Here is a 12786-nt window from a genome sequence, read left to right as displayed (position 1 = left end):
TGTGACCGGTGACCGAACAGTCTGCTCCTTTGACGTCCGCCTGACCGCCATCCGTTTTGCGGCGCTGGATACCAACCTCTATGAGTTCCGTCGTCTCGATGGCGCGCCGATGCCGCCGATCGCGCCGGGCGCCCATATCGACATCCATCTGCCCAACGGCATGATGCGGCAATATTCGCTGACGACCGCCGAGGGCGATCCGAACGCCTATGTGGTCGGCATCAAGAAGGACCGCGCCAGCCGCGGCGGCTCGAAGTTCATCCACGACCAGCTGAAGGTCGGCACGGTTCTGCAACTGGGCGGCCCGCGCAACAATTTCCCGCTGAACGAGACGGCGCCCCATACGGTGCTGGTCGCTGGCGGCATCGGCATCACGCCGATCTGGTGCATGGCGCAACGCCTGCAGAAGCTCGGCGCTTCGTGGGAAATGCACTATTCCTGCCGCGAGCGGCCGGAAGTGGCTTTCATCGACGAATTGACCAAGCTGCCGAACGTCAAGCTGCACATCGATGCGGAATCGAACGGCAAGTTCCTCGACATTCCGGGCATTGTCGCGGCCGCGCCAGCGGGCTCGCATTTCTACTGCTGCGGCCCGGTGCCGATGCTCAACGCCTATGAAGCGGCGACCAAGGACCTGCCCGAAGGCCAGATGCACATCGAATATTTCACCGCCAAGGAGGCCGCGGCCCTCGACGGCGGCTATAAGGTGCGCCTGGAGCGTTCCGGGCAGGAATTCACCGTGCCGCCGGGCAAGACCCTGCTGCACGTGCTGCGCGATGCGGGCATCGACGTCAGCTATTCCTGCGAGGAAGGCGTCTGCGGCTCCTGCGAGACTGTGGTCATTTCCGGCACGCCGGACCATCGCGACAACATTCTGACCGAGTCCGAGCGCAAGGCGAGCAAGACCATGATGATCTGCTGCTCCGGCTCGAAGAGCGACCTGCTGGTTCTCGATCTCTGATCCCAACAGGCTGTCGACGCAACTGAGCGGATTCCGGGCTCGTAATAGCTGACGAGTATTCTCGGAAATGACTTTTGAGCTTCACGCGATCAATCGATAGCGGCTTCGCATGCTTGGCCCCCGTTCGATCGATTTCGCTTGGGTTGCCGCGTTGCAGGCCGAAATGCATGCGCCAGAATAGCCGCTGAGCTCTCTTGAGCTTTTGAAAAGAGGGCCTTTGCCAAGCGTAATGCTTACGTGGCAAAAATGGCATGAACGGCCAGAGAATTCTCCACCGCACAAGCTATTGATATAAATATGAAATTGGCGCACCCGAAGGGATTCGAACCCCTGGCCTCTGCCTTCGGAGGGCAGCGCTCTATCCAGCTGAGCTACGGGTGCCTGGGCGCGGGAACCGCGACCGGGGGCAGAAATGAACCGTTCGTCGGTCATCGTCAAGCCAATTTCCAGGTAATCCGAGGGCTTTTGGTGGGGCAGTGTGGCGCCGGTGGGCATGCCAGTGGAAATAGGCTAAATCCATCGAAAGCAAGGAGAAGCCGGTTTCATGCCGACGACGACGGAAATACGTGCCGGCGAACGCCTGGGGCATCTGCCGGAGCGGGGCGACGAGGCCCTGTTCTTCATCGGCGCCATCCGCACGCCCTGGCCGAGCCGCCGCGATTGCCCGCGCAAGGGCGATCTGGAGGGACCGTCCTGCCGGATCGAGGTCGACCCGCGCTGGAGCGATGCCCTCAGCGACATCGCTGGCCACGAATATCTGCAGATTCTCTACTGGATGCATGAGGCGCGCCGCGATCTCCTGCTGCAATCGCCGCGCTCGAACGGCGAGGCGACCGGCACATTCGCTCTGCGCTCGCCAAACCGCCCCAATCCCATCGCCTCCTCGCTGGTCAAATTGGAAAAAGTTGAGGGCAATGTGCTGAGCGTGCGCGGTCTTGATTGCATCGATGGCACGCCTTTGATCGATATCAAGCCGGAAACCTGTCCGCATTGGCTCGGGCCGGCTCAGGGCAAAGCGGGGGAAACGTGACGCCGCGCGTAACGATCAGGATCGACTTCAGTTCGCAGCAGCAGCTGGGGCACGGCAAGATCAAACTGCTGGAAATGATCGATACCCATGGTTCGATCTCGTCGGCGGCGCGTGCCTTAGGCATGTCGTATCGGCGCGCCTGGCTGTTGATGGACGAGGTCAACAGCATGTTCGAAATGTCGGTGTTGGAAACGCAGCTCGGCGGCAAGGGGGGCGGCCATGCGCGAGTCACCGAATTCGGTCACAAGCTGATCGGCCTCTATCGCGAGATGGAGCGCGACACGAGCCGGCGCTTCGCCGATGAAATCACCGATTTGGCGGCCAAGCTGCGCCCGTTACCCGTCGAGAGCGAGTGAGGTCGACGTATCGCGCCGTTCGATCTCCTCGATCCGCCCGTTGCGCAATCTGACGATCTCATTGCCAAGCCGCTCGGCCTCTTCGGAAGAATGGGTCACATAGACGATCGGCACTTTGAAGTGATCGCGCACGCTTTCGATATAGGGCAGCACTTCGTCGCGCCGCGCTTCGTCGAGTGAAGCCAGGGGCTCATCCATCAGGAGCAGGGCGGGCGAAGCGAGCAGGGCGCGCGCCAGCGCGACGCGCTGCCGCTCGCCGCCGGAGAGGTTGCGTGGCCCGCGATCGAGCAGAGGAGTGATGCCGAGCAGGTCGGTCACATCCGTCAGCGCGGGGGCCACGCCAGTGGGCCGGCGAAACCAGTGGCTGAAGGTCAGGTTGTGGCGCACGGACAGATGCGGCAACAGGCGGCCTTCCTGGAACACATAGCCGATGCGGCGGCGGTGCGGCGGCACGAAAATTTTCGCGGCGGCGTCGAACCAGACGGTGTCGTCGAAGGTCAGCCGGCCGGCCTGCGGCCGCACCAGGCCGGAAAAGATGTTGAGCAAAGTGGTCTTGCCCGATCCCGACGGGCCCGACAGCACGCTGACGGGGCCGTGCAGCGCGCCTTTAGCCGCGACCGAAAATTCACCCTGCCGGTGATCGATATCGAAGGTGATGTTCATCGCCGGTTCCCGTCGCCAGAGGTGCGGCGCGCCAGATATTCCGACAGGCCAAGGGCCGCGGCGGCGATGACGACAGCGATGATCGTCAGCCGCATGGTCGCGTCTTCCGCGCCGGGCGTCTGGGTTGTCGTATAGATGGCGGAGGCGATGGTCTGCGTTTCACCGGGAATGTTGGAAACGAAGGTGATCGTCGCGCCGAATTCGCCGAGCGCCTTGGCAAAGCCAAGCACGGTGCCAGCGAGCACGCCGGGCAGGGCCAGGGGCAAGGTGACCATGAGAAAGACGAGGAACGGCGGCGCGCCCAGCGTTGCGGCCGCGTCTTCAAGCTTTGTATCGACGGCGTCGAGGGACAGGCGGATGGCGCGCACGGTCAGCGGAAAGGCCATCACCGCTGCCGCCAGCGCCGCGCCGGTCCAGCGAAAGGACAGGACCAGGCCGAGCCAGGTTTCGAGAAATTCGCCCGCCGGCGCCCGGCGCCCGAAGGTGATCAGCAGCAAATAGCCGGTGACGACTGGCGGCATCACCAGCGGCAGATGCACCAGCACGTTCACCAGTCCCTTGCCGGGGAAGCGGCAACGCGCCAGCAGCCAGGCGACGGCGATCGCCAGCGGCAGACTCGCCAAGGTCGCCACAAGGGCGACCTTCAGGCTCAGGATGATGGCGGTGGTCTCGACGTCGGAAAGGTGGAACACGAAATACTTCTGCCTTGATGCTCTGTCTTGGAGATATGCGTTATATATCATCGGATATAACGTAGCGCGACAGTGTCAATAGTCGCACCGCGCAAGCTTGGCTTCTTTCTGGCGATTGGCGGGCGCGGCGTAACAGTCTATCAGGCCCGTATAGAAGAGTTCATGCGCCGCAGTCCGGCATCGGGACGAGATTTTGACTTCAACAACAACACTACCGCCAGAGGAAACCTCGGGAGCTTTCCCCGCCGACACGCGCGGCATGTTCCTGCGTGTCTTCCCCTCGATCATGCTGCCGATTTTTCTGGCGATCGCCGATCAAACCATTGTCGCCACGGCCTTGCCGGCCATCGCCGCTTCGCTCGGCGACGTCGAGCATATTTCCTGGATCATCGTCAGCTATCTGATCGCCTCGACCATCGCCGCGCCGCTCTATGGCTATCTTGGCGATCGCTTCGGCCGGCGCCGGCTGATGTTCATCGCGCTTGGCATCTATATGCTGGGCGCTGTCCTCAATTCGCTCGCTCCTTCGGTGATGATTCTGGCTTTGACCCGTTTCATTCAGGGCCTTGGCGGTGGCGGCTTGATGAGCATGTCGCAGGCCTTGATCGGCGAAGTGGTGCCACCGCGCCAGCGCGGCAAATATCAGGGCTATCTCGCCGCCATTTCCGTCAGCGCCACCGCCATCGGCCCGTTGTTGGGCGCCTATCTGACTTTGACGTTCGGCTGGCGCTCGGTGTTTTTCATGAATATCCCGGCGGCGCTCATCGCTGTGGTATTGACCATGCGGTTGCAGGCGCGGCCCGGCAACAAGGGTGAATGGAATTTCGACTTTCTCGGCCTGGTGCTGTTTGCCTGCGTTGTCATTCCGACCTTGCTGGCCTTGCAGAATGCCCGCACATTCGAGGTTTCGGCAGTCCCGCTAATCGTCGGCCTGCTTGTCTTCGCGGCCGTGGCGCTGTTCTTCCTGCTGCGGCAGGAGAAAAGCACGCCGTCGCCCTTGCTGCCGATCGACCTGATGCGCCAGCGCGGCGTCTGGATGACACAGCTCATCGGCGTCGCTCATGGCGCGACATTGACGGCCTTCATCGCCTTCATGCCGCTCTATCTGCACATCATGGGTATTGCGCCGCTGCAGAAGGTCGGCTGGATTCTGCTCATCTCGACGGGGTCGATCGCCGCGACGTCTATGCTCACCGGCCGCTTCATCACCCGCACCGGTCTGACGATGATCGCGCCGTCTGTCGGCCTGATCATTACCTCGCTCAGCATGATCAATTTTGCCTTCAACTCGGCGCATATGACGTTCATGGAAGTGGCCGTTGCCGTCGGCATCGCCGCGATTGGCATGGGCACGGTGATGAGCGTCGTGCAGGTGACGATTCAAACGCTGGCTGGCCGGCGCAAACTCGGCGCCGCCTCCGGGTCGATCCAACTCGCGCGCACGGTTGGCGCGGCGCTTGGCACGACATTGTTCGCCACGGTTCTGTTTGCCTCTCTGTCGATGACGGATCCGGACGCAGCGCGGATGTTTGCCGGCATTCTCGATCATGGCCCAACGGCCTTGCAGGAATTGGCGAGCGAACGGCGCGAGATCGTCATGGGCGAGATCGCCGCCGCCTTCCGCAATGCCTATCTGCTGCTGGCGGTTGTCAGTGGCTGTGGCGCGGTGCTCGCTTGGTTCAATCCGTCGCGGCGCGTTTAGGCCGTGAACCCCTGAATCGGGAATGACCGAGAGTGGATGGTTTAAAGGACGATCTGCTTTCTGGGTTCAGGCCGGAAAGCGGACCTCTCGGTTTTGGTTCCACCAACGAAGCGGTCAGATTGTAATCAACTTCTTTTCTGCATAGCCTCAGCTCATTTGGGGAGGAGATCCTGCAGCATGGCGAAACTCGTGTTTGCTTTGAACCAGTCCCTCGATGGCTATGTGGACCATATGGCATTTGTGCCCGAACCTGCGCTCTTTCGCCATTTCATTGACGACGTGCGCGGCCTGGCCGGCTGCGTGTACGGTCGTCGCATGTATGAGGTGATGCGCTATTGGGATGAAGACCATTCCGAGTGGGATGAGGAGAAGCGCGACTATGCGGCGGCATGGCGGAGCCAACCGAAATGGGTCGTGTCGCGCTCGCTGAAGTCCGTCGGCCCGAATGCCACTCTTATCGTGGATGACGTCGGGGCGGCGATACGCGGGCTGAAGGCGCAAGTGGAGGGGGAAATTGAAGTTGCCGGACCGGAGCTCGCGCGAAGCCTGACCGACCTTGGTCTGGTTGACGAATATCGACTGTATATCCATCCCGTCGTGCTTGGCAGTGGCAAGCCGTTCTTCGCCGGTCCGCGGCCGCCGCTGCGCCTCGTGGCCAGCGATCGCTTTGGCGAGAACGTGATCAGGCTGACTTACGTTCCCGCAGAGGCGCGCGAGCAATGAAAAGCCCGGCTCTGAGGATCAGAACCGGGCTTGAGATTTAAGGGAGTGTTCGCAGGCCAGATCAGTTCGCCATGAACACCGGCAGTTTCGCCTTCGCCAGGATATGGGCGGTGGCGCCGCCGAAAATCATCTGTCGCAACCGGCTCTGCGTATAGGCGCCCTTGACGAGGAGGTCGCCGCCAAGCTTTTCCGTCTGGTCGAGAATGTCTTCGCCCGAACTCTTGCCGCCGGGCCGGCTCACCGCGTCGACAGCGATGCCATGGCGCGCCAGCATCTGGGCGCATTGTTCGCCGGTGGGGCCATCGACAACGAAGTTCTCGATGGTCAAGACGATAACCTTCTTCGCTTTCTTCAACAGGGGCATGGCAAAGGCGGTGGCGCGTGCGGTTTCCGTGCTCTGGTTCCAGGAGATGACAACGGTGTCGCCGAATGTCGAAGGAGTCCGCGGGGGCGCCAGCATGATCGGGCGACCGCTCTCGAAGAGGGCGGCTTCCGATGTCGCCATGCGTGGGTCGCCGCGTTCTGATCCCGGCCGGCCAAGCACGGTGACGTCGAAGACGCGGGCATAGCTCGCCACCTGGCTGTCGCCGAGCGAATGATCGCCTGACCAGGCCTGCGAGGGGCCGCTGCCATTGGCCGCCTTGCTGGCGATTCCGGCTCCCGACATGGTCGCATCGAACTTGCGATGCGCTTCGTCAGCCAGCTCCTTCCATGAATTTTGATCGTTGATCGTCCAGCTCACGGGCATATCGAAGGCCACAAGATCGGGAAGATCAGGCCCCAATGGCGTCCCTTCGATATAGCTGTCGAATTTTCGTGCCAGCACGAGAGCGGTCTGCAGAACAGAGTCGACCGTCGAGTGCATTTCGATCGGCACCAAAATGTTTTTCATTGTATCCCCTTCCAACGTCCGCCGCCGTCGGCCCTCACCGTGACAGCATGTGTAAACTACACCCGCTGCGGGTTTGGCAAAAGGGCGTGTTTGAAACGTCGGAAAGACCCGATTAGTTGCCGTGTTCTTTCAAAAATTTGGAAAATGCGGCGAGCGACAGGTCGGATACATGATGTTCCATGCCCTCGGCATCGGCTTCCGCCGCTTCGAGGGGAACGCCGATGGCAAGGAGTACGTCGACCACCAGGCGATGGCGCGCGCGCACGCGGTCGGCAAGCTGGTGCCCCGCATCGGTCAGGAAGACACCGCGATAGGGTTTTGACGTCGCCAGGCCTTCGCGCTTCAGGCGGGCAATCGATTTGATGGCGGTCGCGTGCGACACGCCAAGCCGGCGCGCCACGTCGGTCGGCCGCGCTTCACCATGATTGGCGAGAAGGTCGGCGATCAGCTCGACATAGTCTTCCATCAACGCGGTCGACTGCGCCGTCCGTGTTTTGCCGAATCGACTCGCCTGGGTTGTCTCGGCGGGCATGGCAACCGTCGCCGCCGCAGGCTGCGGCTTTCCTTTCAATACCATACCCTTCAAAGCCATATCCATCTCCGGCCGGGGGCGGCCGCCGTCGGGGGCAACAATGGCCAAATCGGCGGCGGCGTCAACTTTAACGGATCGCGGGCGGGATGTCGTTCAGTCTGGCTGATATTGGAAGTATTCTCAATCGGCGCTGTGAAGGGTTCTCGATCGAAGGCTCTGGCCATCGGCTGGCTCGCCCCGTAAAAGGCACCCGGAATGCCCGTTAGCGCGCCTGTTTGGGGACCTGCCTTGGTGCCTGTCTTGGGCCGACAAGAAATGGAGCCGATCGATGAATGACGTTTTCCTTTGCGCGGGTGTCCGCACGCCTGTCGGCCGCTACGGCGGAGCGCTCTCATCGGTTCGTCCGGACGATCTTCTCGCCCATGTGCTCAAGACCCTGGTGGCGAAAGTGCCGCAGGTTCCGGTCTCGGCCATCGAGGAAGTCTTTGCCGGCTGCGCCAACCAAGCGGGCGAGGATAACCGCAACGTCGCCCGCATGGGCCTGCTGCTCGCTGGCATCCCGCTCGAGGTGCCCGGCGTCACCTTGAACCGGCTGTGCGGCTCGGGGCTCGATGCGGTCGGGTCGGCCGCGCGCGCCATCCGCGCGGGTGAAATGGAAATCGCCATCGCCAGCGGTGTCGAGAGCATGTCGCGCGCGCCTTTCGTTATGGCCAAGGCGACGGAAGCGTTCTCGCGCCAGGCCGCCGTCGAAGACACGACCATCGGCTGGCGTTTCATCAATCCGCAGATGCGCGCCCAATATGGTGTCGATGCCATGGGCGAGACGGCGGAGAATCTCGCCGCCGACCGGCAGATCTCACGGGCGGATCAGGATGCCTTCGCGCTGCGCAGCCAGAACCGGGCGGCGAAGGCCATCGAGAACGGCCGCTTGGGGCGTGAAATTGTTGCGGTCGAGATCAAGGATCGCAAGGGCAATGTGACTGTCGTCGATCGCGACGAACATCCGCGCGCGACGACGCTCGACAAGCTCTCAGCGCTGAAGGCGATCTTCCGCAAGGACGGATCGGTGACGGCCGGCAATGCTTCCGGCGTCAACGATGGCGCGGCTGCCGTGCTCATCGCGTCGGGCAAGGCTGTGCAGAAATACGGCTTGCAGCCGCTGGCCAAGATCACGGGCCTGGCGACCGCCGGCGTGCCGCCGCGCATCATGGGCATTGGTCCGGCGCCGGCAACACGCAAGCTGATGGATCGGCTCGGCCTGAAAATTTCCGATTTCGATGTGATCGAACTGAACGAGGCTTTCGCCGCGCAGGCGCTGGCCGTGACGCGCGATCTCGGCCTGCCGGATGATGCCGAACACATCAATCCCAATGGCGGCGCCATCGCCATCGGTCATCCGCTCGGCATGTCGGGCGTGCGCATCGCTTTGTCTGCGGCCATCGAGATGAATGATCGCAAGGCCAAGCGCGCGCTCGCGACCATGTGCATCGGCGTCGGCCAGGGCATTTCGTTGGGCCTGGAAAGCGTCAACTGACTTTAGGCGATTAAGGAACTTCCCATGAAGGTCGCTCTCATCCAGATGAATTCCGGTTCGGACAAGGCGGCCAATCTGGCGATGGCGCGCAAGCTCATCGAGCAGGCGGTCACCGAGGAAAAGCCGGATTGGATCTGCCTGCCGGAGGTCTTCGACTTCATGGGCGGCTCGCGGGCGCAGAAGCGTGAGGCAGCCGAGAAACTGCCTGACGGTCCCGCCTATACGATGTTGCAGACCATGGCCAAGACGCATGGCGTCTTCATCCATGGCGGTTCGATTCTCGAAGCGATCGATGGCGAAGAGCGCATCGGCAACACCACGGTGGCGTTTGATCGCGAGGGCCGCGAACTGGCGCGCTATCGCAAAATTCACATGTTCGACATCACCGCGCCCGATGGCCAGCAGTATAATGAGAGCGCTGCTTTCCGCCCTGGCGATGCGGTTGTCACCTATGACTGCGAAGGCGTCACCATCGGCTGCGCCATTTGCTACGACCTGCGCTTTCCCTATCTCTTCCAGGCTCTGGCGGAGAAGGGCGCGCAGGTGATCGCGCTGCCGGCAGCCTTCACCTTGCAGACCGGCAAGGACCATTGGGAGGTGCTGTGCCGGGCGCGCGCCATCGAGACGGAAACCTATTTCTGCGCCGCCGGCCAGACCGGCACGCATATGCAGGGCAATGAACCGCGCATGACCTATGGCCATTCGCTGGTCGCCGATCCTTGGGGTCATGTGGTCGCCAAAGCCTCCGATGGCATTGGCTATGTGACGACGCGGATCGATCCGGAGCGGGTGAAGAAAGTGCGTGCGATGATTCCGGTCGCGCAGCACAAGCGGAAAATCGCCTGAAGAAACCGAAGCCGTGGTGTCATCCCGGACGCGCTGAAAGCGCGATCCGGGAACCAGGGGCGAGTGGTAAAATCTTTTGCAGCGACACGCTCAGGTGAGGCGGTTGCCCCTGGATACCGGATCGCCTTCGGCGTCCGGTATGACACAACGGCTGCCGCGCAGGCTCAACCAGCGATCTTCGAAAAATCCGCCACGCCATGCACCGCGCGGCGCAACGCGTTGAGCAAACGCAGCCGGTTGAGACGTTTGCCCGCATCGGGATCGTTGACCGTCACGTCGGTGAAGAAAGCGTCGACCGGCGCGCGCAGCTTCGACAGCGCGCCCATGGCGCCGGCGTAATTCTCCTGCGCGATGGCCTGCGCCGCTTCCTTGGCGGCCACGTCGATGCCGGCGGCGAGTGCTGCTTCGGGCGCGCTGGCTGAAGCGTCGGCGACATAAGCGGCCTCAAAAGCGCTGGCGTCCTTTTCCTTCTTCTCCTCGGCGCGGATGATGTTGGCGGCGCGCTTGTAGCCGGCGAGCAAGTTCTTGCCGTCTTCCGTATCGAGGAAGGAGCCGAGCGCTTCGACGCGGCGCACGATCGTCAACAGGTCGTCGTTCGCTGAGCCATCGCCCATGGCGAGCACAGCATCGATCAGATCATGCCGCGCGCCCTTGTCGCGCAGATAGACTTTCAGGCGGTCATGGAAGAAGGCGAGGAGATCGATGTGCGCTTTGTCAGCGCCGCTATTGCCGACGGCGATGTGCGCGGCCGCTTTGGCAAAGACCGGTAGCAGTTTCAACCGGACATTATTTTCCAACACCAGCCGGATCACACCCAAAGCCGCGCGGCGCAGCGCGAAGGGATCCTTGCTGCCGGTGGGCTTCTCGTCGATGGCCCAGAAGCCAGTGAGCGTATCGATCTTGTCGGCTAGCGCCACGGCGATGCTGACCGCGCTGGTCGGCACGCGGTCGGTCGGGCCTTGCGGCTTATAATGTTCCTCCAACGCGGCGCAGACATCGGCCGGCTCGCCCTGCAGCTCGGCATAGCGCCGGCCCATCAGCCCTTGCGTCTCGGGGAATTCGCCGACCACTTCGGTCATCAGATCGGCTTTGCAGAGCGCTGCCGCGCGCATGGCGTGAGCGGGATCTGCGCCGACAAGCGGCGCAAGCTGTTCGGCCAGCGCCCTGATGCGCGCGACGCGCGCGCCCTGGGTGCCGAGCTTCTCGTGGAACACCACGTTGAGATGCCCGAGCTTGCCCATGCGCTGGTCGAGCGGCTTGTCGAGATCGAGGCCGAGCTTCTGCGCGTCGGTGACATAGTCCTTCACGTCGGGCAGGGCCTTGCGGTCCGTTTCCCAGAAATACAACGCATCGGACAAACGGGCCCGCACCACGCGGCCGTTGCCGGCGGCGATCTTGGTGCCGCCGTCGCTCGCTTCGATGTTCGACGTCAGCAGGAATTTATTGGCGAGCTTGCCGTCGGGGCCCCGCAGCACGAAACATTTCTGGTTGGCGCGGATGGTGGCGCGGATCACCTCTCCGGGAATATCGAGGAAGGCTTCGTCGAACGTGCCCATCAGCACCACCGGCCATTCGACCAGGCCGGCGACTTCGTCGAGCAAGGCTTCGTCTTCGATCAGCTCAAGCCCTTGCGCGAAGGCAAGCTCCTTCGCGTCGCTCAGGATGATCTGCTTGCGCCGCTCCGCATCGAGAACGACCTTGGCCTTTTCCAGCGCCGGCACGTAGTCATCGAAACGCCGCACCTTGATTTCGCCCGGCGCCAGGAAACGGTGGCCGCGCGTCAGATTGCCGGCGTGGATGCCGTCGACTTCGAAGCGGACGATCTCCGGCTCTTCGGTCTCAAGCCCGAACGTCGCCAGGATCGAATGCAGCGGCCGCACCCAACGCAACGCATCGCTGCGCGTCGAGGCGGCGCCCCAGCGCATCGATTTCGGCCAGGGGAAAGTCTTGATGATGCCGGGCAGGATGCCGGCGAGCACATCAATGGTGTTACCACCGCTGCGCTCGATCACCGCCACATAGAATTCGCCCTTGCCCTTCGGGTCCTTCTCGATTTTGGCTTGGTCGAGCGAGGTGAGGCCGGCGCTCTTGAGGAAGCCTTGCACGGCGGCGTCGGGGGCGCCGACGCGCGGCCCCTTCTTTTCCTCGCGCGTGTCGGGCTGGCGCACCGGCAGGCCGGCGATATGCAGGGCCAGTCGCCGCGGCGTGGCGAAGGCGACAGCGCCTTCATAGGTCATGCCACGATCGACCAGCGCGTTGGTGATCAGGCGCTTGAGGTCGTCCGACGCCTGCTTCTGCATGCGGGCGGGAATTTCTTCGCTGAACAGTTCAAGAAGCAAATCGGGCATTGGACGCGGCGGACCGCGAGACCGCCCCTTTCACGAAATGACGGCCGGGCATGCCCGGCCAGATACCAAAGCGTTTTGCAGTTTGACTTAGTCAAACGTCACAAAGACGCGTCTAAAGATCCCAGGCAAATGGCGTTTCTGTCGAAACGTTATTTGCCTTGGCTGCTGTTCGCAAACGCGCGCCGCCGGGTCAAGTCCGCGCGTCGCCTGTCGCAAGATTGGCGAAAAGTGACGGTGCATGGGGTTGTTCCTCAGAATCGCGTGGCACCCCCCTCCCTCATCGCTGAACGCTGTACCCGTTATTGCGAGGAGCGCGTGGGGGAACGTCAACAAATGTCCCTGACGCAAGCACATTTGCGCCCACGATCCTGCGCTTTGACTCCTGGATTGCTTCGCTTCGCTCGCAATGACGGTTATCCCGCGATCCAAGTGCCCCTCCGCACGTCCTGCGGCGTCTGCCGCGATGAAATCGGGCGCGAAAATACGAAGGAAGGGCGGCGGATTTAT

At 62.5% G+C, this 12786-nt stretch carries 12 protein-coding genes and 1 tRNA gene; 7 read left to right on the top strand and 6 right to left on the bottom strand.

Annotated features, from left to right (window positions below):
* The first annotated feature begins 1 nt into the window (after position 1).
* Positions 2–961, top strand: coding sequence for a PDR/VanB family oxidoreductase (locus tag BLW50_RS16565; RefSeq protein ID WP_244544276.1), 960 nt, complete (start codon positions 2–4; stop codon positions 959–961).
* Positions 962–1265: 304 nt separating this feature from the next.
* Here BLW50_RS16565 and BLW50_RS16560 read toward each other — a convergent pair.
* Positions 1266–1342, bottom strand: a tRNA-Arg gene (locus BLW50_RS16560).
* Positions 1343–1505: 163 nt separating this feature from the next.
* Between BLW50_RS16560 and tsaA the strand changes: the two genes are divergently transcribed.
* On the top strand, positions 1506–1991 hold the full coding sequence (tsaA, locus tag BLW50_RS16555; RefSeq protein WP_090704531.1) for a tRNA (N6-threonylcarbamoyladenosine(37)-N6)-methyltransferase TrmO: 486 nt from the start codon (positions 1506–1508) through the stop codon (positions 1989–1991).
* Positions 1988–2347: a winged helix-turn-helix domain-containing protein gene (locus tag BLW50_RS16550; protein WP_244544275.1), complete on the top strand. Its 360-nt coding sequence runs from the start codon at positions 1988–1990 to the stop codon at positions 2345–2347. The genes tsaA and BLW50_RS16550 overlap by 4 nt, the downstream gene beginning before the upstream one ends.
* Here BLW50_RS16550 and BLW50_RS16545 read toward each other — a convergent pair.
* Positions 2327–3010, bottom strand: coding sequence for an ATP-binding cassette domain-containing protein (locus BLW50_RS16545; protein ID WP_090704529.1), 684 nt, complete (start codon positions 3008–3010; stop codon positions 2327–2329). The genes BLW50_RS16550 and BLW50_RS16545 overlap by 21 nt on opposite strands.
* A complete protein-coding gene (gene modB / locus BLW50_RS16540) occupies positions 3007–3702 on the bottom strand; it encodes a molybdate ABC transporter permease subunit (RefSeq protein ID WP_244544274.1) in 696 nt (231 codons plus the stop codon). The genes BLW50_RS16545 and modB overlap by 4 nt, the downstream gene beginning before the upstream one ends.
* 193 nt (positions 3703–3895) lie before the next feature.
* On the opposite strand from modB, the gene BLW50_RS16535 reads away from it, so the two are divergent.
* Together BLW50_RS16535 and BLW50_RS16530 are read left to right on the top strand one after the other, a co-directional pair.
* Positions 3896–5404, top strand: a complete 1509-nt coding sequence (locus BLW50_RS16535; protein WP_139267645.1) for an MFS transporter — start codon at positions 3896–3898, stop codon at positions 5402–5404.
* Between the two features lie 177 nt (positions 5405–5581).
* The gene (locus BLW50_RS16530; RefSeq protein WP_090704523.1) at positions 5582–6127 is read left to right on the top strand and encodes a dihydrofolate reductase family protein; all 546 of its coding nucleotides are present in this window, start codon (positions 5582–5584) and stop codon (positions 6125–6127) included.
* Positions 6128–6188: 61 nt separating this feature from the next.
* Here BLW50_RS16530 and BLW50_RS16525 read toward each other — a convergent pair whose 3' ends face one another.
* Entirely contained in the window at positions 6189–7019 is an 831-nt protein-coding gene (locus BLW50_RS16525) for a universal stress protein (protein ID WP_090704521.1), read from the bottom strand.
* 112 nt (positions 7020–7131) lie between these two features.
* The gene (gene mntR / locus BLW50_RS16520) at positions 7132–7611 is read right to left on the bottom strand and encodes a manganese-binding transcriptional regulator MntR (protein WP_280141498.1); all 480 of its coding nucleotides are present in this window, start codon (positions 7609–7611) and stop codon (positions 7132–7134) included.
* A gap of 268 nt (positions 7612–7879) precedes the next feature.
* Here mntR and pcaF point away from each other — a divergent pair, with 268 nt between their 5' ends.
* Together pcaF and BLW50_RS16510 are read left to right on the top strand one after the other, a co-directional pair.
* Positions 7880–9085, top strand: coding sequence for a 3-oxoadipyl-CoA thiolase (gene pcaF, locus BLW50_RS16515; RefSeq protein WP_090704519.1), 1206 nt, complete (start codon positions 7880–7882; stop codon positions 9083–9085).
* Between the two features lie 24 nt (positions 9086–9109).
* The gene (locus tag BLW50_RS16510; RefSeq protein WP_090704517.1) at positions 9110–9931 is read left to right on the top strand and encodes a carbon-nitrogen hydrolase family protein; all 822 of its coding nucleotides are present in this window, start codon (positions 9110–9112) and stop codon (positions 9929–9931) included.
* A 164-nt stretch (positions 9932–10095) separates the two neighbouring features.
* Here the strand turns inward: BLW50_RS16510 and glyS are convergent, their stop codons facing one another.
* Positions 10096–12279, bottom strand: a complete 2184-nt coding sequence (glyS, locus tag BLW50_RS16505; RefSeq protein ID WP_090704514.1) for a glycine--tRNA ligase subunit beta — start codon at positions 12277–12279, stop codon at positions 10096–10098.
* Between the last annotated feature and the right edge of the window lie 507 nt (positions 12280–12786).

This window comes from Beijerinckia sp. 28-YEA-48, from assembly GCF_900104955.1.
In the GTDB taxonomy this organism is placed as follows: Bacteria; Pseudomonadota; Alphaproteobacteria; order Rhizobiales; family Beijerinckiaceae; genus Terripilifer.
This window is presented reverse-complemented; position numbering and strand designations above follow the sequence as displayed.

Bases quoted from the DNA above. Each gene is read 5' to 3' on its own strand.
- tsaA (WP_090704531.1), top strand. From the start codon at position 1,506: ATGCCGACGACGACGGAAATACGTGCCGGCGAACGCCTGGGGCATCTG.
- BLW50_RS16545 (WP_090704529.1), bottom strand. From the start codon at position 3,010: ATGAACATCACCTTCGATATCGATCACCGGCAGGGTGAATTTTCGGTC.
- BLW50_RS16530 (WP_090704523.1), top strand. From the start codon at position 5,582: ATGGCGAAACTCGTGTTTGCTTTGAACCAGTCCCTCGATGGCTATGTG.
- BLW50_RS16525 (WP_090704521.1), bottom strand. From the start codon at position 7,019: ATGAAAAACATTTTGGTGCCGATCGAAATGCACTCGACGGTCGACTCT.
- mntR (WP_280141498.1), bottom strand. From the start codon at position 7,611: ATGGCTTTGAAGGGTATGGTATTGAAAGGAAAGCCGCAGCCTGCGGCG.
- pcaF (WP_090704519.1), top strand. From the start codon at position 7,880: ATGAATGACGTTTTCCTTTGCGCGGGTGTCCGCACGCCTGTCGGCCGC.
- BLW50_RS16510 (WP_090704517.1), top strand. From the start codon at position 9,110: ATGAAGGTCGCTCTCATCCAGATGAATTCCGGTTCGGACAAGGCGGCC.
- glyS (WP_090704514.1), bottom strand. From the start codon at position 12,279: ATGCCCGATTTGCTTCTTGAACTGTTCAGCGAAGAAATTCCCGCCCGC.